The sequence below is a fragment of the Vibrio sp. 10N genome (assembly GCF_036245475.1).
Classification (GTDB): Bacteria; Pseudomonadota; Gammaproteobacteria; order Enterobacterales; family Vibrionaceae; genus Vibrio.
Genome location: NZ_BTPM01000002.1, coordinates 716712 through 739205, shown reverse-complemented (window position 1 = coordinate 739205; position 22494 = coordinate 716712). Strand labels below are relative to the sequence as shown.

The 22494-nt window shown below is 46.4% G+C and carries 20 protein-coding genes; 18 read left to right on the top strand and 2 right to left on the bottom strand.

Annotated elements, in window-relative coordinates; all coding sequences use genetic code 11:
• Positions 1-30: 30 nt before the first annotated feature.
• The 3 genes from AAA946_RS19455 to AAA946_RS19445 are packed head-to-tail and all read left to right on the top strand — an operon-like array spanning position 31 to position 4615.
• Complete coding sequence (locus AAA946_RS19455) at positions 31-2178, top strand: TonB-dependent receptor plug domain-containing protein (protein WP_338166415.1); 2148 nt, start codon at positions 31-33, stop codon at positions 2176-2178.
• Positions 2178-2702 carry a YfiR family protein gene (locus AAA946_RS19450; protein ID WP_338166414.1) on the top strand — a complete coding sequence of 175 codons (525 nt, stop codon included), beginning with the start codon at positions 2178-2180 and terminating at the stop codon, positions 2700-2702. Before AAA946_RS19455 ends, AAA946_RS19450 begins: the two co-directional genes overlap by 1 nt.
• A gap of 41 nt (positions 2703-2743) precedes the next feature.
• Positions 2744-4615: a diguanylate cyclase domain-containing protein gene (locus AAA946_RS19445; RefSeq protein ID WP_338166413.1), complete on the top strand. Its 1872-nt coding sequence runs from the start codon at positions 2744-2746 to the stop codon at positions 4613-4615.
• A gap of 41 nt (positions 4616-4656) precedes the next feature.
• Here AAA946_RS19445 and AAA946_RS19440 read toward each other — a convergent pair whose 3' ends face one another.
• The gene (locus AAA946_RS19440) at positions 4657-5559 is read right to left on the bottom strand and encodes a LysR substrate-binding domain-containing protein (RefSeq protein WP_338166412.1); all 903 of its coding nucleotides are present in this window, start codon (positions 5557-5559) and stop codon (positions 4657-4659) included.
• Positions 5560-5674: 115 nt separating this feature from the next.
• On the opposite strand from AAA946_RS19440, the gene AAA946_RS19435 reads away from it, so the two are divergent.
• From AAA946_RS19435 to AAA946_RS19405, 7 genes are all read left to right on the top strand, one after another.
• Positions 5675-6622 (top strand): DMT family transporter, encoded by a 948-nt coding sequence (locus AAA946_RS19435; protein ID WP_338166411.1) that lies wholly within the window; start codon positions 5675-5677, stop codon positions 6620-6622.
• 115 nt (positions 6623-6737) lie between these two features.
• Positions 6738-8882: an LruC domain-containing protein gene (locus AAA946_RS19430; protein ID WP_338166410.1), complete on the top strand. Its 2145-nt coding sequence runs from the start codon at positions 6738-6740 to the stop codon at positions 8880-8882.
• A 10-nt stretch (positions 8883-8892) separates the two neighbouring features.
• Positions 8893-9378, top strand: coding sequence for a hypothetical protein (locus tag AAA946_RS19425; protein WP_338166409.1), 486 nt, complete (start codon positions 8893-8895; stop codon positions 9376-9378).
• A 150-nt stretch (positions 9379-9528) separates the two neighbouring features.
• Entirely contained in the window at positions 9529-10866 is a 1338-nt protein-coding gene (locus tag AAA946_RS19420) for an IS4 family transposase (RefSeq protein WP_338163367.1), read from the top strand.
• Between the two features lie 87 nt (positions 10867-10953).
• Complete coding sequence (locus tag AAA946_RS19415) at positions 10954-11469, top strand: RNA-binding S4 domain-containing protein (RefSeq protein WP_338167204.1); 516 nt, start codon at positions 10954-10956, stop codon at positions 11467-11469.
• A 106-nt stretch (positions 11470-11575) separates the two neighbouring features.
• Positions 11576-12319, top strand: a complete 744-nt coding sequence (locus AAA946_RS19410; protein WP_338166408.1) for a phosphatase — start codon at positions 11576-11578, stop codon at positions 12317-12319.
• A gap of 150 nt (positions 12320-12469) precedes the next feature.
• Entirely contained in the window at positions 12470-12880 is a 411-nt protein-coding gene (locus tag AAA946_RS19405; RefSeq protein WP_445206124.1) for a cytochrome b562, read from the top strand.
• A gap of 81 nt (positions 12881-12961) precedes the next feature.
• Here AAA946_RS19405 and AAA946_RS19400 read toward each other — a convergent pair whose 3' ends face one another.
• A complete protein-coding gene (locus AAA946_RS19400; RefSeq protein ID WP_338166407.1) occupies positions 12962-14635 on the bottom strand; it encodes an FAD-dependent oxidoreductase in 1674 nt (557 codons plus the stop codon).
• A gap of 208 nt (positions 14636-14843) precedes the next feature.
• Between AAA946_RS19400 and AAA946_RS19395 the strand changes: the two genes are divergently transcribed.
• From AAA946_RS19395 to AAA946_RS19360, 8 genes are all read left to right on the top strand, one after another.
• Positions 14844-15122: an ArsR/SmtB family transcription factor gene (locus tag AAA946_RS19395; protein ID WP_112478084.1), complete on the top strand. Its 279-nt coding sequence runs from the start codon at positions 14844-14846 to the stop codon at positions 15120-15122.
• A 102-nt stretch (positions 15123-15224) separates the two neighbouring features.
• Positions 15225-15641, top strand: coding sequence for a YeeE/YedE family protein (locus tag AAA946_RS19390; RefSeq protein WP_338166406.1), 417 nt, complete (start codon positions 15225-15227; stop codon positions 15639-15641).
• Between the two features lie 9 nt (positions 15642-15650).
• Positions 15651-16094, top strand: coding sequence for a YeeE/YedE family protein (locus AAA946_RS19385; RefSeq protein WP_338166405.1), 444 nt, complete (start codon positions 15651-15653; stop codon positions 16092-16094).
• A 213-nt stretch (positions 16095-16307) separates the two neighbouring features.
• Positions 16308-17312, top strand: a complete 1005-nt coding sequence (locus tag AAA946_RS19380) for an efflux RND transporter periplasmic adaptor subunit (protein ID WP_338166404.1) — start codon at positions 16308-16310, stop codon at positions 17310-17312.
• Positions 17313-17320: 8 nt separating this feature from the next.
• Complete coding sequence (locus tag AAA946_RS19375; RefSeq protein ID WP_338166403.1) at positions 17321-20509, top strand: efflux RND transporter permease subunit; 3189 nt, start codon at positions 17321-17323, stop codon at positions 20507-20509.
• Between the two features lie 88 nt (positions 20510-20597).
• Entirely contained in the window at positions 20598-20786 is a 189-nt protein-coding gene (locus AAA946_RS19370; RefSeq protein WP_338166402.1) for a YgaP family membrane protein, read from the top strand.
• A 68-nt stretch (positions 20787-20854) separates the two neighbouring features.
• On the top strand, positions 20855-21190 hold the full coding sequence (locus AAA946_RS19365) for a rhodanese-like domain-containing protein (protein ID WP_338166401.1): 336 nt from the start codon (positions 20855-20857) through the stop codon (positions 21188-21190).
• Entirely contained in the window at positions 21180-22484 is a 1305-nt protein-coding gene (locus tag AAA946_RS19360; protein ID WP_338166400.1) for a TolC family outer membrane protein, read from the top strand. Before AAA946_RS19365 ends, AAA946_RS19360 begins: the two co-directional genes overlap by 11 nt.
• Positions 22485-22494 lie beyond the last annotated feature (10 nt).

The following is a 22494-nucleotide window of genomic DNA, read 5'->3' as shown; positions in this document are numbered from 1 at the left end:
GGCCCGTGTTGTCTTATATCGAGTTGGTCAATGAGTTCGCCTTTCCGTAACCGTCTGTTTTTATGTTGTTTGATTACTTCGTCTGCTACCGCCGATGAAGATCTGTTATCACTATTAGATATGCCGCTATCGTCACTGGCTGACACGAAAGTCATGTCGAGTACGCGAAGTGCGCAAAGCCTTGCTGACACACCCGCTGCGGTCTATGTGATCACCGCAAAAGAGATCAATCGCTCTGGTGCTCGCTCTGTTGCCGATGCCTTGGCGCTCGCTCCGGGTTTGCATGTTGCAAAATTTTCAAACTATGACTGGGGCATCTCTGCTCGAAGCTCCAATCAGGCGCTCACTAATAGTTTGCTGGTGATGGTCGATGGCCGTAGCGTACTGAATGCCATGTTTTCAGGCGTTGATTGGGATCTGATTCCCGTTAGCATGGACAATATTGCACAAATCGAAGTGGTGCTCGGACCCGTTGGAACGATTTGGGGCGGCAATGCAGTTAATGGTGTGATTAACATTATTACCTTAGATGCCGAAAACGCGCCTCAAGGAAAAGTGTCAGCCAGCATAGGGAACTACGGTTATAGAGAGCTCAAACTACATCACGGAACTCAATTGAGTGAAAAGTCACACCTCAGTGGCTACGCAGAGTACTTAGAGCATAAGCCTTGGGCCAGCACCGAAGAGCGGGTCAAATCCCAACAGCATTACAATGTAGTCACGGGGCGATTTGGTGGTCGCCTTGATTATCAGTTTTTAAATCACACTCTCAATCTTCAAGCTGGGGCTATCCGCTCAGAAGAAGATTATCTATGGGCTAACTATCATCCTCACCTGTTCTTTCCGCACCGTCCAGCACAGGAATACTATGAGCAAAAAATGATTGCCCAAGAATGGTTTGCGGGTGGCTCACATATTTACGAGCGCGCTAACCATGACAGGATCGAAAGTGATCTTTGGCTAACATACAGCGATAACAACGGCTCGGATAGAAATGCTTCCTTTGTTCGCTTTGATGTGGATAGTCGTTACTTGTTTGATAACTTGTGGGGAACCCAATTGATGATTGGCGGAAACGTACGCCTTATTCAAGAGCTATTCCACCAGTACTCAACCTATGATCAAATAACAGCGCCGTATTTACGCCTAGTAGAGCAATCGAGTTATCTAAACCAAAGCTATGGGGTATATGCAAACTGGACGATTCCACTGACCGAATCTACAACCTTTATGCTCGGTAATCGCTGGCAGTATCACAACATTACCGATGACATTTATGCTCAGCCACAGATACGTTTGAATCATAAACTGTCCGACAATCAGACATTTTGGGCCGGGTGGGGTTCTGCTGTAGTGACGCCGTCACGTTTGGAGCGTTCCACGACATTTCGCCAAAACGGTTATGTTGAAAATGCGTTGTTTAGTGATGGCAATCGTTATGACTACTACTACAGCTACCTATACAAAGGTAATGATCTGCTAGGGGTTGAAAAAGTCGATACGCTGGAAGCGGGTTATCGTTTTTGGCAGGGTGAGACAGTGCAACTCAGTGTGAATGGCTTTTATAGTACACACAAAAATATTCGTGCGTATGCAGGGACAGGTGCAAATCAATGGGTGATTCAAGGCGGCGAATCGGAAGGCAGCGTGGGTACTGTGATTGAGCAATATACCTCTGAATATGTCGATCCACTTTGGACTCAAACGTATGGGGGTGAGTTCGCAACGAAGTGGCAGCCAATGTCCAATCTCCAAGTGAATGCCAACTATAGCTACAAAAAAATCTTGGGACACTGCGATGGTAGTATTTGTGCGTCGAACTCCGCCGTCGCCCTGGCGTTGGAGAATCAACCAAATCACTTTGTGAATGCGCAGGTTATCTGGGACATAACGCCGCAATGGTGGTTAAGCAGCGCACTGCAATATGTATCCGCTTCAACGGTGCCTAGTGAAGTAGGAACACAGGCGCAAACTGGCTGGCCGAGCGTGGTGAATATGGATATGGCTCTGAGCTGGCAACGGTCTCGCCAATGGCCGCGAATTACCGCTACCGTTGAGAATATAGGTGCACGCGATAATTACGAGTATCCACAGGCTTACAATCCGTTTTTAAACGATACCCAATATTGGCTTCAGCTTGAGTGGATTTATAGTGATTCCCAACGAGAGCGCCGTTAATGAAATACCACCCAAGTTGGCGTTTAATTTTGATGGTCTTTCTCCTCGGCTGGTATCCGAAACAAACATGTTCACAAGTGAATGATGACCAGCTTAAAGCTGTGTATTTGTATCGCTTTCCGATGCTGGCCGATTGGTCTAGCGAGGTATCGAGTGATGTCACGCAGTATTGTATTACCCGTCCATCAGAGGTAGGCAACTTCTTGTCACAGATCATCACAACCAAATCAGCGTCGGCACTCTTTATGGACTTGTCGCAAAGTGACAAGGCAAATTCAGCAATTTGCCATATTTTGTATGTGGATTGGCAAGACCACCACAACATTAGTGAATTGTCGAAGCAGTACCCGTATGCACTGACAATAGGTACTGGAGTGCAGTTTGTATCATTAGGGGGCATGTTGGCGTTCATTAAAGTGAATAATCGTATTAAACCATTGGTATCGCAACAAAACATTGAAAAGTCGGGTGTGCGTCTACGTGCGCAGTTGCTTGCGATTTCGGAATTGGCAGAGGAAAAATAACAATGATAACTCGTATCGCCTCGTTGCCCTTAAGATACAAAATGATTTTGCCCACTTGGCTTATCTCGACTTTTTTGGTGTTCATTGTAGGTGTGGGCACGATATTGATTTTGGGTCATTACCAGAAGAAAGCATTAGATACCCGTGTCGCGATCCTGACTCAGGGGGTAGCGAATACACTACAGGCTGCCATGATGTTTGATGATGGCGTGTCAGCTGAGGAGCAACTTTCAAATTTGTCGTTTGATCCCGACATCTTAGCGGCCGTGGTAGCGGATACTGAGGTAAGCACACTTGCTAAGATTTTGCGCTTACCAACCGATTGTCACTGGTCAGCCGGTGCCGTGCATTGTGAAGAAATGCGAATCGAGCGTCAGACTCAGCTCATTCACTTGGGCGAGGAAAAACTGGGTGAGCTGCATGTTTGGGTTTCCCATGAGCGACTCATGCTAGAACAGCGTCAAATGTGGATCGTATTGCTGTCCACCTCGTTGTTGCTGTCACTGTTTGCTTGGCGTTTCGCAAAGGTCATGCACTCGCTGATTGTCATGCCACTGAACTCACTGCACCAATCGATGCAACAAGTGATTGAAGAGGGAATACGTCAGCGAGAACTCCCCGTCGTTCAAAATGATGAATTGGGCAAGTTAACGAGCTGCTTTAACGTGATGGTTGCAAGTCTGGTAGAACGGGAGCGAGAGTTAAGTCAGGCATTGGAAAAGCTTGAAGGCAAAAACCGTTACATCATTCGTGCTCTGGATGTGATGGAGAAGGGGATATTAGTGGTATCGCCAAGCCTTGAGGTGATTTACAGCAATCCATTTGCTGCTAATCAAATTCAAGATCTTGCCATTAGTCGAGATGCCAAAGCATTGTTGGAAAGTCGATTTAATCCCCGAGTTGGTACCGACAACATAGTCAACGCTATCACCAATCAAGCGGTGATCGAGTCGGTTGAACTGAACCAGCATCATTCGAATCGTCGCTATTTGGTCAGTTGCCACCCATTAGAAACCGAAGCGCATGCCTTGGTTCAGTTTGAAGACTTTACCGATCGTTACCTCAGCGAACAGAGACGATCTTTGATTGAACTGGTATTTGAACAGAACATGGACGCTATGTTGGTGTTAGACCGTCATGGGATGGTGTCAATGATGAACTCGGCTGCAGGAAAATGGTTCGGGCCCATCCAGTCTTTTACCGAAATTAAGCTGGAGCGAAATGAACGTGTGTCGCGCAGTGATATCAAGCGGCTACTTGCTAAAGAGCGCATTGAAAATCATGTTGATATCTCACTCTTTTCTGGCGGGCGAATTCCATGTCATGTTCAAGTTCGCGCACTGAAGTCTCAGAGAGGTCAAATAGAAGCCATCTTAGTCACTCTTAGAGATTTAACCCATGAACAAGAGCTAGCACGCCTTAATTATCAAGTGAGTCACGATGTGTTAACCGGGCTTAGCAATCGCACTGCCGCACTTAAGATACTTAAAGACAATCATATCAATCATCGTGATCAGTGGGTTTTGTTTATTGATCTTGATGGTTTCAAAGCAATAAACGATATGTATGGCCATGCGATCGGAGATGAGCTATTAAGGATAGTGGCAAACAGGCTTAAAGAGGGTGCGCCTGCCTACGCATTAGTGTCACGACTCTCGGGGGATGAGTTCTTAATTGGGCTTGAAGAGGATGGTAAGTTGGACGTCCACCTAGAACGCTTACTGTACCTCTTGAAAACACCAATCGTCATAGATGGGCATCGTTGTCATGTGTCGGCGAGTATTGGGGTGGTGCCATGGAAGAAAGAGTCGACAACGCCACTCACTTTGGTGGTGACTGCCGCCGATCAGGCTATGTATCACGCGAAACGAGCAGGAAAGAATCAATATTATCTTGCACAAGATGTAGTTTAGTCGACAGGGTTAACCAATGAAGACGCCGAAATATCGGCGCTTTATTGTTTGCTGGGGGCGAATTCATCTTTAAGCCAGCGCCTAAGTGCTAAAGTGCTCTCAAGTTTCAAACGATCGGGTGGACAGGCGAAGTAGTATTCTTGGTGAGGGTTAACCACAGGCTGGCTGACTTCGACCAACAGTTGATTATCGACTTCATCTTTAATGAATAGGCGATGAGTAACCAGTAATCCCAAGCTTCGTATCGCGGCGTGGATGGCTTGTATCGATGCATTGAACGTAAGTGAGCGGTGTGTATTAGGAACGGAGACGTTAAGCGCTTGACTCCACACATCCCAGTCATGTTTGCGCCTAGCATTGGTTACCCAAATAATGGGGTGTTGGTTGATCAATGCAGTTAAGTCCGATGATGGGAGCTGCTGGGCAAGGGTAGGGCTACATACCATAACCAGCTCGTCATCGCCGAGCTTTTCACAATGATACTCATTCCATTCGTCGACTTTACCGTGAACGAGCGCGACATCCACCCCCTCACGTTCTAAATCAAATGGTCCTATGAGATTTGATATCCTTGCGTCTAAATTTGGGATTGCTTGATGCAGTTTCTCCACGCGAGGAATCCACCAATGCAGCGCAAGAGAGTTGACCATGTTGATGGTCAGCCTTTCATCGTGTTTGCGTCTAATCATGGCTTCACTGGCTCGCACAATCTTCTCCAGTGCGGGAGCAACTTCGCGATAGTATGCTTTTCCTTCACGGGTAAGCTCAACTGCACGCCCAACACGATGGAATAACTTAGTATCGAGTTGTCTCTCTAAGCTTTTTACCGCTTGGCTTACCGCAGAATGACTGACAAACAGACGTTCTGCGGCTAGGGTCATGCTGCCTAACTCTGCGACGGCAACAAAAGAATAAAGAGATTTTAGTGCAACATGCTGCTTCATGGATTGTCTTCATGTGTAAGTTTTCTTAACAGTATAGTTCACAAAAACTCGCTATTTTTCAGTGACGCCTATCACTACAATGCCAATCAACGAATGGACGATAGTGAGTATCAAGATGAGAAGTAGTCCACGCAACAAAGCTGTTATTTATATGCTTTCATCAACGTTAAGTCTTGCTGTCACAGGACTGATTACTCAGTACTTAACCTCTTATTTTATCGCGCTCGACTTAGCGTTATTACGCTTTTTGGCTCCAGCGATTTTATTGTTCGCTTTTCTTACATTTTACGGGCTTAGAGTGCCGCCAAAAACAATGCGACGAGTATTGTTGAACCGGGCTGTTTGCATCGCAGCTTGTCAGTTATGTTTTATTTATGCGTTAGGAAAACTGTCACTCATAGAAAGTGTGGTGCTGTTTGCGACCGGGCCACTGTTTATCGCATTGTTTGAAAAAGTCATATCGCGTGTCCAGCTTCTTCCACAAACATTAGTTGCACTAGTACTTACCTTTGTCGGTGTGATTTTACTGGCGGGTGATCCCCAAGAGGCGACATTGAAGCCGGAGTTAATTATCGGCCTGATGGCTGGTGTGTTTAATGCGGGATCACAGCTTGGCTTGCATCGTGCGTCCAAAGGGACAATGACGGGAACGGAGAATAACGCATGGACGTTTCTACTCGCCAGCATCATTCTGATGCCTGTTGCACTGCTCTATCATACAACGATAGACACTGTGCAATTCACACCGGCGCTCACAGGATCCCCTTTGCTCTATCTGGCGATTTTTTTACTCACTTTAATGATAGTTAATACCCAAGTATGTCGATACAAGGCTTACAAAACAGCGGAAACGAATACGCAAGTCGCTCCATTGATTTATACCAACTTGATCTTTACTGCCGTGTTTCAATTTGCGTTATTTGATACGTCTTTTACTTCTATGCAGCTTTTGGGCATTGGACTAATTGTACTTGGTAATCTGATCCCCGCATTGTTTCCAGCGTTATTAAAATTTAAGCGTTTTCATATTCGACAATCACCGTCACATAGCACTTCAATTTGATTCTCAGAATAGAAAGATGAACTCTTTATGGTGTAAGTGACTGAATTTATGAAACAAATAAGTTGGCACGTGTTTTGTTTCTCTTTGGGTAAGCCATCAGCAAAGGGACAATCTCATGGTACCAACAAACAAGCTAACAAAACTCACAGGGATCGGAGGCAGCTTAGTCGCATCACTGCTCGCAACGAACGTTCAGGCAGCACCGTTCGATACCTGTCCAAGTAAAGCCTATCTTTTTCAGTCAAACCCAGTGCAAGTGTACGGGGTAAACCTAGTCACAGGCCAAACGAGCTTATTGCAAGGAGATACAGGCTTAGACGCAAATATTAATGGTGTGGGCTTTGATTTTGATGGGCGCTACATCTACGGCTATGACACTACCAACAAACGCTTGGTTCGACTTGGCGGGGATTTCCAGGCAGAAATACTCAATATAACCGGTCTACCTACGGATCACACTTTCTTTGTTGGCGATGTTTATGAAAGTGTTTATTACCTGTATCGAAAGAACAAAGGATTGTTTACCGTCGATCTTACCCCGTTGAATAGTGACCCGAGCGCAGTACTGGCCGTTGAGCGTGTGACAACTCGGGCCGTTGTCAATCTGACCGATTTCGCTTTCCACCCAAGTGACGGCAAACTTTATGGGGTCGATAACAACACTGGTGCACTTTACTCTTTTAATGTTGAAACAGGACAAGAGTCTTACGTTGGGGATACTGGAGTAACTGGGACGTTTGGTGCTGGCTATTTTGATGTTAATGGCTACTACTATGTATCACGTAATTCGGATGGCCACATTTTTCGAATCGACTTGTCGCCAGAGAACGCGACCGACGTTGGAAACGGGACAGTGCCTGCAGAATTGTTTGCTTTTGGACCGAATTCAAACCAAAACGATGGTGCACGCTGTGCCAATGCACCAATCATCGATGAAGACTCGCAAATTGATTTTGGTGATGCGCCAACAAGCTATCAAACCAAATTAGCAGACAATGGACCAAGGCACGGACGTGATGGTATCACTTGGCTTGGTGCCACAGAGCCAGATGGAGAGCAAGATGGTCGCGCCGATAACTTATCTGATGATGATACGGGTGTGGATGATGAAGATGGTGTGGGTTTTGTGACCGCTATCGAACCTGGTCTGGACAGCATTATCACGGTCAATGCCTCGACAACAGGCTACCTATCAGCATGGTTTGACTGGAACCAAGATGGTGACTTTGCTGATGAAGGAGAACAGGTGTTTGCAGACAGACAACTGCAAGCCGGAAACAACAACTTAGTGTTTACTGTCGATGCAGCTGCTTATATTGGTACGACGTGGAGCCGTTTCCGTTTTAGTCAACAAGAAGGGTTAAGTTACTCTGGCGGCGCACTATCGGGCGAGGTAGAGGATCATCCACTCACTGTCACAGGTGAAGGCTTATCAGTACGCTATTATCCGAACGCCACAGATTACACAACCGTTGCCTTTGAGGATCACTGGCCGTATACCGCTGACTACGACATGAATGATGTGGTTGTTAGCTATCGGATCACTGAAATCCTTCGTGATGGCAATGTCGTCAAATCTAAAATCGATGGATACTTAGGAGCGGTGGGTGCGTCTTACCGGAATGGATTCGCGATTCGTCTTAAAGGTCTCAACCGCAGCGATATAAATACGGATACAACCCGCTTGATCAAAAATGACGTTCAAGCCGATGCCAGCGGACTAGAGCAGATTTCGAACGAAGCCATTTTCGTGATTAGTGAAGATACTTCAGTTTACAAAGTTGATGGTTGCGACTTCCACCGAACATTAATGTCGTGTGGGGAACAAGACGTGCAACTGAACTTTACGCTTCACGTGAACATTAATGAAGGGACGAATACGGCCTCGATGATGTCTATGCCATATGACCCGTTTATCTTCGCTACGCCAAACTACTATCACGGTGAAGGGTACTTCCAACCAGGCAGAAAGTGGGAAGTGCACTTGCCAAATTATGAACCGACGGAGCAGTTTGATGCCGACCTATTTGCAGGTTTGGGACGAGATGTTAGTAACGCGTCAACGAATACCTACTTTAAAACGGCAGAAAACCTACCTTGGGCGATTATGGTGAATGACCAATGGCAGTGGCCTACGGAAAACACCGATCTGCTAGTCGCGTATCCAGAGTATGCAACCTACGCAGAATCGAGTGGTGAACAAGCGCAAAGCTGGTTTGAGTCTCAATTCGCAACCCCTGGCAAATGCTACATTCCATAGGAGAAATATCATGAAAGCACTTACAGTAACCTCAATTATCTCTCTTGGACTGCTAGTAGGATGTGGTGGCGGTGGTGGTGGCAGTGATTCAGGCGGTGGTACTTCGACTCCTCCGGCGGCAGTTCCGGACCCAGCACCCGAACCGACACCCACTCCGGTTGCCGAAGCTGAGAGGACAATGGAAGACTTATCAATCCCTGATGACTTTGACTATCAACCGATTGAAGAGTATTCATTAACGGTCGATGCAACCAATGACGTTAACGGTAGAGCCTTTATTTCGGTCTATACCGAGTACAACGAGAATGCATCTGGTGATTTAGAACCTAACTATGAAAGCAAAGTCGCATCGCAAGCTCTAAGCGATGGCAAAGGTGAACTGAGCTTCAATGCGGCAGAACATGTTGGTTCGTTTTTGGTGGAGATTTGGACCTATGATGGCAACGCTCCCGTGAAGAAACTGGTCAAAGCCTCAAACAAGAACCTTTCATGGTAGTGACCTAATATAGGGTTCGATAGTAATCACATTATCAGCAATAGATAAAAAGCCTCGCCATTGCGGCAATGTAGATCAGATAAGGATCGGTTGACCGATCCTTCTGATGAGAGACAATCGGAAACCTGTTTATAGGTTTCCGATTTTTTTATGTCTATTCAAAACTTCTTTGCCGACTTCCTCGAAGAAAACCCTGTCGATGTAGCTCAGCTCACCACATTCTCTGAACATATTCCTGATGAGTGGGTCGCTAAAGCAGCCTCTCTGTCTGATAAAGCGACAATCCGTCGACGCCGACTACCGAGTGATATGGTTTTGTGGTTAATTGTTGGTATGGCTTTTTTCCGTAATGAACCCATTGCCGAAGTCGCACGGAGAATGAACGTCTGTGCTGATGGCCTTGCTGATGAAGAACTGTTGGCAAAGAGCGCTTTAACCCAAGCAAGACAGCGCTTAGGTAAAGCAGCACCAGAATGGCTGTTTAAGCAATGCGGAAAAACATGGGGGCTTGAGCGATACCCTGATGATACTTGGCAAGGCCTACAGGTTTTTGCTGTAGATGGTGCTCTTTTTAGAACAGCTGACACACCCGAATTAAGAGAACATTTTGGCTCTGGTAATACGTCTAGCAACAGGCAAACACCTCATCCAGTATTGAGGGTTGTGACAATGATGAATGTTCGCTCTCATGTCATCGTTGATGCAGCGATAAGCCCGTATCGCCGAGGTGAAATCCCTCTAGCGATGCCCTTCATCAACGCTTTACCAGACAACTCTGTGACATTACTGGATAAAGGGTTTTATGGAGCAGATTTACTACTTTCTCTTCACAACAGTGGAATAAATAGACATTGGCTTCTCCCTGCAAAGAAAGGAGTCAAATATACCCTACTGGACGATAAAGAAAGCAGTGACATGCTAGTAGAGATGAAGACCTCTCCACAGGCTCGTAAGAAGAACCCTAATCTTCCTGAGAAATGGACAGTCAGGGCGGTCACTTACGAGGTCCAAGGTAAATCCAAGACGGTGTTTACCTCTCTTCCTAGAGACAAGTATGACGCTCAATCCGTGGCAGAGCTTTATCATGAAAGGTGGGAGATAGAATTAGGTTATCGTGATATCAAGAGTTCGATGCAACATAACGCTTTAGTGTTGAGAAGCAAAACAGTCGATCTCGTCTATCAAGAGCTATGGGGACTGCTACTTGGTTATAACTTGGTGAGACGAGAAGCTAGTCAAGCCGCAGTTGAACACGGGCGCTTACCTAATGAAATAAGTTTTAAGTATGCTTGCCAATTTATAGCCAGCCAGCTCAAAGTGATGAGTAAAGCGGTATCCTTAGGTAACACGCCGAAACGCTTAAAGAGCCTTCGAGGCGACCTATCCATCCTCTTTATAGACAAACGCCCTAAGCCAAACCGGCCTAGGGCGGTAAAAATATCAAAAACCCGATACCCTGTTAATCGCAACGCTGCTCCTCTTAAATGATCTACATTGCGCCATTGCGGGGCTTTTTAATAGCTTGTCGATAGCCAAGGCAGTACAATGCACAAAAAGCCACAAGCGATAAAGACCATGAATCAAGAATACCTAAACGAGCCTGAAGAATTTGACGATCAAGAAGGCGAAGAGATCGAAATTGAAGCCATTGGAATCGACGTCTCCAGCCATCCGATTGAGCTATATAAACTGTTCAAAGTTGCCAATTTAGTGGGCGGTGGCGGTGAAGCAAAACACTTTATTGCTGAAGGCTACGTGGCTGTTAATGGTGAACTGGAAACACGTAAACGTCGCAAGATGTACGATGGTGATTTCTTCGAATTCAACCAAGAGTACTACGTCGTAGTTTGCGACCAGCCACCTACCGAGTCAGAAGAGCTAAAGGTAGAAGCCAAACCTGCGCCGAAAGCTGCACAATCAAAGCAGGATAAGCCGCAAAAAGACAAACAAAAGAATAAAAAGACCAAGTCCAACAAGCCAGGTCAATCGTCAGCAAAAACCAATAAGTCGAACAAATCAAACTCAAGCAAATCGAACCAAAAGAGCAGTAAAGATCCGAATAGCGGACGCGGCTCTATCGATTTCTTCTAGTTGCTTATTGTCATCAATAGTAGCGCTGAGTAAAAGGATCTAGAACAAAACTGCAATATCAATGACCGATACTCAATCACAGTATCGGTTTATCGAGGAGAGAAGAATGAAGTTTGTGGTTGATACACACACGCATACCTACGCCAGCGGTCATGCTTACAGCACCATTACCGAGAATGCTCAGGCGGCAAAGGCGAACGGGTTAGAAATTCTATGCACCACGGATCACGCAGAGTCCATGCCTGGCGCTCCGCATTTTTGGTTTTTCTCAAACCAGCGAGTGATTCCTAGGTTTCTTTCTGGTGTCGCGATCATTCGTGGCATTGAAGCTAACATTCTCAATACTCAAGGTGATATTGACGTTAATCCGACGTCATACAAGGCACTCGACTGGATCATTGGTAGTTTTCATGAACCTGTGTTTAAACCGGCTAGCAAAGAAGAGCATACTGAAGCGCTCATCAACGTGATCAAAAGCGGCAATATAGATGCTTTAGGTCACTTAGGTAACCCAAACTTCGACTTTGATTTCGATGCGGTGGCTCAATGTGCCGCTGAAAACAATGTTGCGATTGAAATTAATAATTCAACGCTCAAAGGTCACAGCCGAGTAGGGAGTGTTGACCGTTGTTATGAGATTGCTAAAGCGGTGAAAGCGGCGGGCGGCTATATTACGACCGGGAGTGACTCTCATTTTTATGACACAATTGGTGGGTTCGAACTGACGCGCCAATTGTTAACCGAAGTAGAAATGCCAGTTGAAAAGATCATTACTGCATCAGCGCGTCAATTTCTCGACTTCTTAGCGCTGAGAGGCCGTGAGCCGATCGCCGAGTTCTGCGATTTATAAGTCAATCGGTGTAGCGTAAACGTTACATGTTTTGATGCAATTTTTTGTGCCGTTGTTGCAGGAACTTCGAGTACAATAGCCAAGACCTCAGGAAGCTGGGGTCTTTTGCAATCAAAAGGACATAGAATGACAACGACAGCGCTAACAAAAATGAAAACGCTCGCTAAACCAATCCAACTGCTCGGTTTGATGACTCTTTGCATCACTATCTCTACATCAGCGATGGCTTCAGGTGGTGTCGACCTTAAGAAGAACATGCAAGCGATGAAACTTGCGTTTAAGCAGGCCGCAGAAGCGCAATCTGTGGAAGCGATGCAGACACCGATTACTGAGCTTGATCAGCTGATCGCTGACTCTAAACAAGGCAATTACCCGCCAGAAAAAGCGGATCTTTACTTAGAAGGGTTCAAAAAGCTTTCGCAAGCGATTGATAATGTTGATGCGGATCTTAAAAAGGGCGATTTAGAGGCGGCTAAACAGTCTTTGCGTGAAGTCGATAGCCTACGCCTCGAATATCATGACAAGCGCAATCCTAGTATTTGGAAGAAGCTGTTTGGTTAATCGAGTCAGGTTTATACAAACTTAAAAGGAGCACCGAGGTGCTCCTTTTTTACGTTCAGTTAAAGTATGTTCGACTGACGATTAAGCTTGCGCAAACTTATAAGTGCGATAGCCACCAATCAAGTTACGAGCTTTGAAGCCATTGTTGACAAGCTGACGATAGGCAACGTTGCCACGAAGGCCTACTTGACAGTAGATCACGATCTCTTTGTCTTTTGGTAGCTCATTCATGCGTCCGCGCAGTTGATCGACAGGAATGTTAATCGCGCCTTCGATAAAACCAACGCTTTCGAGTTCGCCTGGGTTACGCACGTCCAGTAGGATCTGATCGTCCGTTAGGTTATCAATCTCATCGAAGTGAATAGGCGTTGCATCACCTTTAAGGATGTTGTTCGCTACAAATGCCGCCTGGTTAATCACGTCTTTAGCACTTCCGTAAGGTGGTGCATAGGTCAGTTCTAGGTGCTGAAGCTGCTCAACCGTCATGCCTGCGCGCTGCGCTACTGCAAGCACATCAATACGCTTATCAACGCCATCTTTACCCGCTGCTTGTGCACCGAGGATTTTTCCTGTCTCTGGGCTAAAGAGCATTTTCAATGAAACAATCTCCGCGCCAGGGTAGTAACCCGCGTGACTTGCTGTGTGCACGTAGACTTTTTCGTACGCGATGCCTTCACGTTTAAGTACTTTCTCGTTCTTACCGACTGAAGCCACCGCGAGATCGAAGATCTTAACAATCGACGTACCTTGTGTGCCTTGATATGTTTCAGAGCGGCCAAGCATGTTGTCTGCAGCCATGCGACCTTGGCGGTTCGCAGGTCCTGCTAAAGGAACAAAGCCAGATTTACCTGTGACAAAGTCAGTATCTTCAATCGCATCACCGACGGCGAAGATGGAAGGATCGCTGGTTTGCATGCTGGCGTTGGTATAAATACCGCCTAGTTCACCAAGTTGCAGGCCGGCTTCTTTTGCCAGTTTGGTTTCTGGACGAACACCGATAGACATGATCAGCAGTTCCGTCGTCAATGTTTCACCGTTGTTCAGTGATAAAGTCAGTTTACCTGTATTGCCATCTGCACTTTGCGCCGACGGAGTGAAATCGACAGATTCCAGTGCAGCGCCTAGACGAAGGTCAATGCCGCGCTGTTTGATCTCAGCGTGTGCAAATCCCGCCATCTCTTTATCTACTGGCGTCATGACTTGATCCGCCATTTCAATCAATGTGGTTTTAATACCAAGCTGATGGAAAGCTTCCATCATTTCTAGTCCAATGAAACCGCCACCAACAACCGTCGCGTGCTTTGGCTTGTTGGTCTGAATCGTCTGGATTATGCGATCCATATCAGGAATGTTACGCAATGAATGGGTCAGTGGGTTGTCAACACCAGGGATTGCAGGGATGAACGGTGCAGCGCCTGGACTTAGCAGCAGAAAGTCGTAAGACTCGGTATATTCGCTATTATCAATAAGGTTCTTGATGGTGACTGTTTTGTCAGCACGGTTAATGGATACCACTTCGTTCATCACACGCACATCGACATTAAATCGTGCTAAAAAGCTTTCAGGTGTTTGCAGCAGGAGCTTTGAGCGGTCTTTAATGTCACCGCCAATGTGATAAGGAAGGCCACAGTTTGCGAATGACACAAACGGTCCACGCTCCAGCATAATAATTTCAGCGTCTTCGCTTAAACGACGAGCACGAGCAGCCGCAGAAGCACCACCAGCCACACCACCTACAATTACGATCTTAGTCATACCTTACCTCATTACTTATCTTGGATACATGTCCAAAGATGCATGTTAATCGTGAATGACAGCCACTATAAACACTACAATTAGCTTTGTCTAATATATTTTAAACTAAATATAGTTTGGCTAATTAAGTATTGACTAATTTAATGGGTGTGTGGATAATGACGACATCAAATCAACACACAGAGGTAACAAAGTGAATTTACTGCAAATGAAAGATCGCGCAGTGGATGTAGCGGAAGTGCTTAAAACACTCGCCCATCCGGATCGCTTGTTCGTGTTGTGCCAACTAGTTGAAGGTGAACAGGGAGCTGGACAACTACAAGCAAATTCCAATTTAAGCCAATCGGCGTTTTCTCAGCATTTGTCTGTGCTGAAAAAAGCGGACTTGGTGACATCTCGTAAAGAGTCGCAACACGTTTACTACGCACTCAAAGACGATCGCGTTGTTGGGCTTATACAGCAACTTCATAGCCTCTACTGTCATTAAGTGTCCTCTTACTTTCTAGCTGTAGCTGGTTTAACTTGCAAAATTTTTGGGTGAATTTTGCAACTTAAATCAATTTTAAGTTTGAAATTCAAAGAGGTAGTTATGGAATTTTCCTTCCCTTGGGCGTCTCTGCTCGGCGGTATGCTGTTAGGTGTATCGGCAACCTTGTTACTGATGTTTAACGGCAAGATTGCCGGCATTAGTGGCATTGTTGGACGTATTTACAAAGGTCGCAAAGGCGATACTAGCTGGCGCGTTCTGTTTGTATTGGGCATGATCTTAGGTGGTGTTGTTGTCGCCAAAGTGCTCAATATCGAACCCGCAGCGATGGTGGTGCCGACGCCGCTTGTGCTCATTGCAGGTCTAATCGTGGGTATTGGTACTAAACTGGGCAACGGTTGTACCAGTGGGCATGGTATTTGTGGTATGGGGCGTTTGTCGAAACGTTCTATTGCGGCGACTATGACATTTATGGCCGTGGCAATGGCGACCACGACAATGATGCTACACGCACTTTAGGAGAAGACCATGTTTCGTATTATTGCTTTGATTAGTGGTTTTTTGTTTGGTGCGGGTATGATCGTTTCCGGTATGGGCGATCCGGCTAATGTGATGGCATTTCTCGATATCTTCGGCCAATGGTCTCCAGACCTTGCGTTTGTGATGGGGGGAGCACTTCTAGTTTTCGCGCCAAGCTATTGGTTGATTATCCGCCGAAAACCAGAGCCAGTGTGTACGGATCAGTTCTGTTTGACTGAAAACAAGAAAGTCGATGTTCAATTGCTAAGCGGTTCTGCACTATTTGGTTTGGGTTGGGGTATTGCGGGTATCTGTCCTGGACCTGCTATCTCATCCATTGCCAACGGTAACATTGGGGTGGTTGGCTTTGTTCTTGCGATGCTTGTGGGCATGTTGATTGGTGATGTGTTGCTAAGCAAAAAAACACAAGTCTCGATGGCAAAGCAATCGTAGTGTTACAAACTACGACGAATAACTTTCTGAAATAAAGTGGAAATTTAAAGCTCGGTTGCAAAACCGAGCTTTTTTATTGCCTATAATTTGAAGAGCGACATACAACTTCAGTCACAAAAGCACATAAATTAGCACTTTCTAAATAAAAGTATTAGACATTTCTAATTTACGCCTTTATATTAGGGTTAACTAATTAATGATAATGAGGTAAACATGAAAGTCAGCTTTCTCAAATGGGCAGTGATCGCCAGTGCTGTCATCGGTACAAGCGCCAATGCGTATGAAACCACCATTATTGAACGAAACACTATCGATTCGGTTGTAGAGTTAGATGCAACCGTTGAAGCCGTAAATCGAGGCACACTGTCAGCACAAACTTCGGGCCGCATTGTGGCTGTTAATGCGGATGTTAACGACATTGTCAAGCAGGGGGATGTGCTGCTGGAAATCAGTGCAGAGCAACAATCAGCTTCACTTGACGCTGCATTAGCGCAACTCAATAGTGCCAACGCCCAAAACATTAAAGCGACGGCTCAGGTAAAACGCTATCGTGAGCTGTTCCCTAAAGGTGCGATCTCCAGAGAGCGTCTCGATGCAGCAGAAGCCGAAGCGCGTTCATCTATTGCTGAAGTGAAGCAAGCGAAAGCGGCCGTGGCACAAGCAAAAGAGTCGCTAGGGTATACCAGCATTCGTGCGCCTTATACGGGTGTGGTTACTCATCGTTATGTCGAACTGGGTGAAACGGTAGCACCAGGTAGTCAGTTAATGGCTGGCTTTTCACTGTCGCCGCTTCGTGTCGTGACAGAGATCCCTCAGCGCTATCGCGAAAAAGTCCAAGATGCGAGTCAGTTTTCAATCACGACTCTAAATGGTGAAACGCTTGAGCCGTACGAGGCCAAACTGTTCAACTACGCTCATGAAAAATCTCGTACCTTCCATCTTCGTCTTGAGTTACTTGAACAGCCTAAAAACTTACTGCCTGGCGAGTGGGTAAAAGTGGCGTTTCAACATGATGAAAAGCCCTCTATACAGATCCCAGAGTCCGCAGTCATTCGCCGCGGTGAGCTCAGCGTTGTCTACCGTGTAGAAGGTGAGCAGGTTTCAATGAATCCGGTACGAGTGGGTCAATCACACAATGGTCAACTCGAAGTGCTCAGCGGTCTTGAAGTGGGTGATGAAATCGTCAGCGACGTGGTTAGCTATTTAGCTGAGAAGTAGGGGGCAGCATGAGTCACAATACACCAGATGAAAAATTGGGGATCTCCGGACGTATAGCGGCCGCATTCCAAGCTTCAGCGATGACCCCATTGCTGGCCTTGGTTGGTTTGCTGCTTGGTTTGATGGCGATTGCCGTGACGCCGAAAGAAGAGGAGCCTCAAATTGATGTGACCTTCGCGGATGTCTACATTCCGTTTCCGGGTGCCTCACCGAGAGAGGTTGAGAGCTTAGTCACCAACCCGGCTGAACAAATAGTGTCTGAGATTAACGGCATCGATAAGATCTATTCGTTCTCTCAGCCTGGCGGCGCAATGATTGTTGCAATCTTCGAAGTTGGCATCCCCAGAAACGAAGCCGTGGTGAAGATATACAACAAGCTTTATTCCAACAATGATTGGATGCCGGCAAACATGGGCGTTGGACAGCCAATTATTAAACCGCGTGGTATTGAAGATGTGCCGATTGTAAATGTGACCCTGTCACCTAAGTCGGAATCAGCAACCCTGCAGGAAATCACCAGTGTTGCTCATGGTTTGGAAACAGAGCTAAAGCGCATTCCAGGCACGCGAGATATCTACACGGTGGGTCGTCAGCCAACAATAGTGGATGTTAGGCTCGATCCTGCGAAAATGTCAGGTTACGGCGTAACAATCGATTCGCTCAACCAAATGCTGCCAGATGCCAACTCAGCATCTCCTATGCTGAGTCTGACGCAAGACAATCAATCGATCCCACTGCAAATTGGTGAGTTTCTCACCAATGTCGATGAGGTTAAGCAGTTAGTGGTTGGCTTACACGCCGGTCAGCCTGTTTACCTCGCTGACATTGCCGACATTAACTTGGGGACAGACACGCCAACGCAAGTGGTTTGGACCAGTGACAAGAGCGACATTAAACCAGCCGTGACCATCGCGATTGCCAAGAAAAGCGGTGAGAACGCCGTGGATGTGGCGAAAGCAGTGGAAGAGCGCTTAAGCGAACTGGAGAGCACGCTGATTCCCGATAACATTCAAGTGGATGTGACTCGTGACTATGGTCAGACTGCCGCGGATAAAGCCAATACATTGATTGGTAAGCTTGCCTTTGCCACCGGCGCCGTGGTGCTTCTGGTTCTAGTGACGATGGGCGTACGCGAAGCGGTTGTGGTTGGTGTCGCCGTTATTATCACTTTGCTTCTCACCTTGTTTGCGTCATGGGCTTGGGGCTTTACTCTTAACCGTGTTTCTTTGTTCGCGCTTATTTTCTCTATCGGTATTTTGGTCGATGACGCTATTGTTGTGGTGGAGAATATTCACCGTCATATGGTGAAAGGCAAACAGAAGCTGGCGGAGCTTATACCAGGTGCAGTCGATGAGGTTGGTGGGCCGACTATTTTGGCAACATTAACGGTTATCGCCGCTTTGCTACCGATGGCATTTGTTTCGGGCTTAATGGGGCCTTACATGAGCCCAATCCCAATCAATGCTTCAATGGGGATGTTGATCTCGCTGATCATCGCATTTGTATTAACGCCATGGTTAGCACGTATTCTGCTTAAAGAGGGTGATGCTCACGAAGAAGAGGTGAGCAGTAAACAGTCGGCTTTCTTTAAAAAGGTGATGTCACCGTTTGTCGTTAGCCGAGTGCAAAAACGCAACCGACTATTACTCGGTGTGGGCGTGTTAGTGGCGATTGCTGTCTCCATGTGGCTGCCAGTACAGCAGCTTGTGGTGATGAAAATGCTGCCGTTCGACAACAAGTCAGAGTTCCAAGTGATTTTGGATATGCCAGAAGGCAACTCGCTAGAGCGCACTCAACGTGTATTGTTTGAGCTCAGTGATGCGCTAAACGACGTCGAAGAAGTCAGTGATTACCAGATCTATGCAGGCACAGCAGCGCCAATTAATTTTAATGGCTTAGTACGCCACTACTTCATGCGCCAAGCGCCAGAGAAAGGCGATATCCAAGTTAACTTGGTGGATAAGTCGGAGCGTGATCGTTCAAGCCATGAGATTGCTGTTGCGGTGAGACCAAAGCTGGTCGAGATCGCTCAGAAATTTGGTGGCAAAGTTAAAGTGGTTGAAGTGCCGCCAGGTCCACCTGTTTGGTCACCAATATTGGCCGAAGTTTACGGTCCGACTCAAGAAGTTCGTGAGCAAGCTGCACTGCAACTTAGAGAGATTTTCCGTGAAACGGATGACATTGTTGATGTCGACCTCTACCTACCTGAAGCGCATCAGAAATGGCAGGTGGTGATTGATCGAAGTAAAGCATCGCGCCTTGGCGTGGCTTACTCATCGATTGTCGATTCTTTGGCGACCGCAGTAGGCGGCAAACCGGTAAGCTATTTGCACAGCGAGCAGAGCAAATATCCGATCCCAATCCAAATCCAGGCTAAAGAAAGTGCCAAAGTGCGTTTGGAGCAGGTGATGAATATGAAGATCAACTCTGCATCAGGCACACAGTACATTCTCGCGGATTTGATTAAGGTCCGAGAACAGGCAATGGACAACTACATTGTTCATAAAAACCTAGTGCCTATGATCATGGTTGTGGGTGATATGACCGGTGATCTTGATAGTCCTCTGTATGGTATGGCCGATATTTCATCGAGCCTTACCGACAAAGGAATGGATGTTGAGCAGTACTTCGTATCGCAACCGTCTGGGCTCAAAGGCATTGAAATCTTTTGGGATGGCGAGTGGACGATTACTTACGAAACGTTCCGCGACATGGGCATTGCGTATGCTGTCGGTATGGTCTTGATCTATCTGTTAGTGGTTGCGCAGTTTAAGTCTTACTTAGTGCCGCTGATTATTATGGCGCCCATCCCATTGACCATCATCGGTGTGATGCCAGGGCACGCATTGCTGGGTGCACAGTTCACGGCGACGTCGATGATCGGCATGATCGCCCTAGCGGGTATCATTGTTCGAAACTCGATACTGCTGGTGGACTTCATTAACCACCAGTTAAGAGATGGGATGGAGCTGGGTGAAGCGGTGATTGAGTCGGCTATCGTCCGTGCGAAACCTATCATGCTAACTGCACTGGCAGCGATGATTGGCGCCTTATTTATCCTAGATGATCCTATCTTTAATGGGTTAGCGATCAGTTTGATCTTCGGTATCTTCGTGTCGACAGTACTGACGTTATTGGTGATACCGATTCTGTATTACGTCGCATTAAAACGCGGCATTGTAAAGGCGGCGGTGTAGTCACATCGTCATAGCACAGAGCTCCGCGCTGGCTGCGGAGCTTTTATTTGCACATAAACATTAGCTATTTCTTATTAAGAGGTTGATTATGAAAGTTGAAAACGGTATTCGAATTCTCGCGGGGACCATGGTTTTGATCTCTCTATTACTGACTGCATACGTGAGCCATCATTTTGTCTGGTTTACTGTGTTTATCGGTCTTAACTTGATTCAAAGTGGCTTCACTGGCTTCTGCCCACCACGTAAATTGCTGCTAAAACTTGGTTTAAAAGAATGAGCCGTGCTTGCTAGTGATGACAACGCGTCACGCAACACCTGATAAAACAACGAAGTGGGGAAGTCACCATGTTTAATTGGATTACACGTCTTTTTGGATCCAACAATTATGCACAAACGATACAGGATTACTTAGATCAACAAGCGGTTCTGTTGGATGTGCGTTCGCCGCAAGAGTTTGCGAGTGGGCATATCGATAATGCCAAAAATATTCCACTGGATGCGCTAGCGACAAGAGCAAGCCGAGATCTTAAAACCTCGGTGCCGGTTATCGTTTATTGCGCGTCCGGAATGCGCTCTCGAGCGGCTGTTGGTGTACTAAAGAACCAAGGGTTTAACCAAGTCGTTAATGGTGGCGGCGTGCATAAGCTTGCCAGTGCGGTAAGGAGTTGGAATGCAAAGTAGGTTCTCGCTCGCAGCCTTAACGCTGTTACTTGCAAACACTGTGTATGCCGAAAGCATACTGGATGTTTACAATACGGCCAAAGTTTCTGACCCAATGCTGCTGCAAGCAAAAGCACAATCTGAGGAAGCTAAAGAAGGCATTAATAGCATGCGCAGTGTGTTATTGCCACAACTCGATTTAACAGCGGGCTATGACTATTACAATAGTGATAGACCGCTATTGAGCAGTGAACAGTGGCGTGCTGGTGTTCAGTTTTCGCAAGAGATCTACAACCCAGCAAGTTGGATTCACCTTGAACAAGCGGAAAAATCGGCGGTGAGAGGCGGCGTGATGTACGCGCAAGCTCAGCAAGGTTTGATTATTCGCGTTGCCGAAGCGTATTTCAATGTGCTTAAAGCAGAAGATGCACTTAAGCTGACACAAGCCGAGAAGGCCGCCATTGAAAAGTACGCCAGTACGATCAATGAAGCCTATCGTGTCGGTACTGCAGATTTAACAGACTTACAAGATGCTCGAGCTCAGCTTGATAGAGTCAGTGCGACTTTAGTTAAAATTCGAAATCAAGTTCGCAATAGTTATGAAGCACTGCGAAAGATCACCAAAGTCAGTTACCAAGATTTAGATACCTTGTCGGTTGAGCGCTTTTCCGCTTCTTTACCAACACTGTCTGCAGACTCGATGGTTGAACTGGCCTTGCAAGAAAACCTATCGATTCTTAGTGAAACAATGGCGAAAGATATCGCTAAGACTGATATCGAGCTTGCACAGTCTGGGCATTTACCGCATCTGTCTCTAAATGCGGGTTATCAATACTCAAACGAGCAGCGTGATGACTCCTTTTATTCCAAAGGGGGGAGTAATGACACCTATGGTGGACTCAATTTTGTTGTGCCTTTGTATAGTGGTGGAGGGACCAGTTCTCAGGTTAAACAAGCTGAGCTTAGATATGTTGCAGCATCACAAGGTCTAGAGAAGGTCTATCGGGATGTATCCAGTGATGTACGTGGTACCTACAACGACATCCTAGCGAGCTTAGAGGACATAAAGGCGCAGCAGCAATCGACAACGTCTGCTGAATTGGCACTGTCAACCCAACAGCTTGGCTTAGAAGTTGGAACCAGAACGATTGTAGATGTACTGCAAGCGACCAGTTTTTATTATGATGCTCAGCTTCGCTTATCGAATGCACGTTACAACTATATCTTGAACCGACTGTATCTTAAGCAGCTGGTCGGTAACCTGAATGAGGGAGACATCCTCTCAATTCATCAAGGGCTTTCACAAGTTCAATGATGGTTTTCGT

Bases quoted from the DNA above. Each gene is read 5' to 3' on its own strand.
- AAA946_RS19410 (WP_338166408.1), top strand. From the start codon at position 11,576: ATGAAGTTTGTGGTTGATACACACACGCATACCTACGCCAGCGGTCAT.
- AAA946_RS19385 (WP_338166405.1), top strand. From the start codon at position 15,651: ATGTTTCGTATTATTGCTTTGATTAGTGGTTTTTTGTTTGGTGCGGGT.
- AAA946_RS19390 (WP_338166406.1), top strand. From the start codon at position 15,225: ATGGAATTTTCCTTCCCTTGGGCGTCTCTGCTCGGCGGTATGCTGTTA.
- AAA946_RS19395 (WP_112478084.1), top strand. From the start codon at position 14,844: ATGAAAGATCGCGCAGTGGATGTAGCGGAAGTGCTTAAAACACTCGCC.
- AAA946_RS19415 (WP_338167204.1), top strand. From the start codon at position 10,954: ATGAATCAAGAATACCTAAACGAGCCTGAAGAATTTGACGATCAAGAA.
- AAA946_RS19435 (WP_338166411.1), top strand. From the start codon at position 5,675: ATGAGAAGTAGTCCACGCAACAAAGCTGTTATTTATATGCTTTCATCA.
- AAA946_RS19360 (WP_338166400.1), top strand. From the start codon at position 21,180: ATGCAAAGTAGGTTCTCGCTCGCAGCCTTAACGCTGTTACTTGCAAAC.
- AAA946_RS19425 (WP_338166409.1), top strand. From the start codon at position 8,893: ATGAAAGCACTTACAGTAACCTCAATTATCTCTCTTGGACTGCTAGTA.
- AAA946_RS19445 (WP_338166413.1), top strand. From the start codon at position 2,744: ATGATTTTGCCCACTTGGCTTATCTCGACTTTTTTGGTGTTCATTGTA.
- AAA946_RS19380 (WP_338166404.1), top strand. From the start codon at position 16,308: ATGAAAGTCAGCTTTCTCAAATGGGCAGTGATCGCCAGTGCTGTCATC.
- AAA946_RS19375 (WP_338166403.1), top strand. From the start codon at position 17,321: ATGAGTCACAATACACCAGATGAAAAATTGGGGATCTCCGGACGTATA.
- AAA946_RS19405 (WP_445206124.1), top strand. From the start codon at position 12,470: ATGAAAACGCTCGCTAAACCAATCCAACTGCTCGGTTTGATGACTCTT.
- AAA946_RS19440 (WP_338166412.1), bottom strand. From the start codon at position 5,559: ATGAAGCAGCATGTTGCACTAAAATCTCTTTATTCTTTTGTTGCCGTC.
- AAA946_RS19365 (WP_338166401.1), top strand. From the start codon at position 20,855: ATGTTTAATTGGATTACACGTCTTTTTGGATCCAACAATTATGCACAA.
- AAA946_RS19420 (WP_338163367.1), top strand. From the start codon at position 9,529: ATGTCTATTCAAAACTTCTTTGCCGACTTCCTCGAAGAAAACCCTGTC.
- AAA946_RS19370 (WP_338166402.1), top strand. From the start codon at position 20,598: ATGAAAGTTGAAAACGGTATTCGAATTCTCGCGGGGACCATGGTTTTG.
- AAA946_RS19400 (WP_338166407.1), bottom strand. From the start codon at position 14,635: ATGACTAAGATCGTAATTGTAGGTGGTGTGGCTGGTGGTGCTTCTGCG.
- AAA946_RS19455 (WP_338166415.1), top strand. From the start codon at position 31: ATGAGTTCGCCTTTCCGTAACCGTCTGTTTTTATGTTGTTTGATTACT.
- AAA946_RS19430 (WP_338166410.1), top strand. From the start codon at position 6,738: ATGGTACCAACAAACAAGCTAACAAAACTCACAGGGATCGGAGGCAGC.
- AAA946_RS19450 (WP_338166414.1), top strand. From the start codon at position 2,178: ATGAAATACCACCCAAGTTGGCGTTTAATTTTGATGGTCTTTCTCCTC.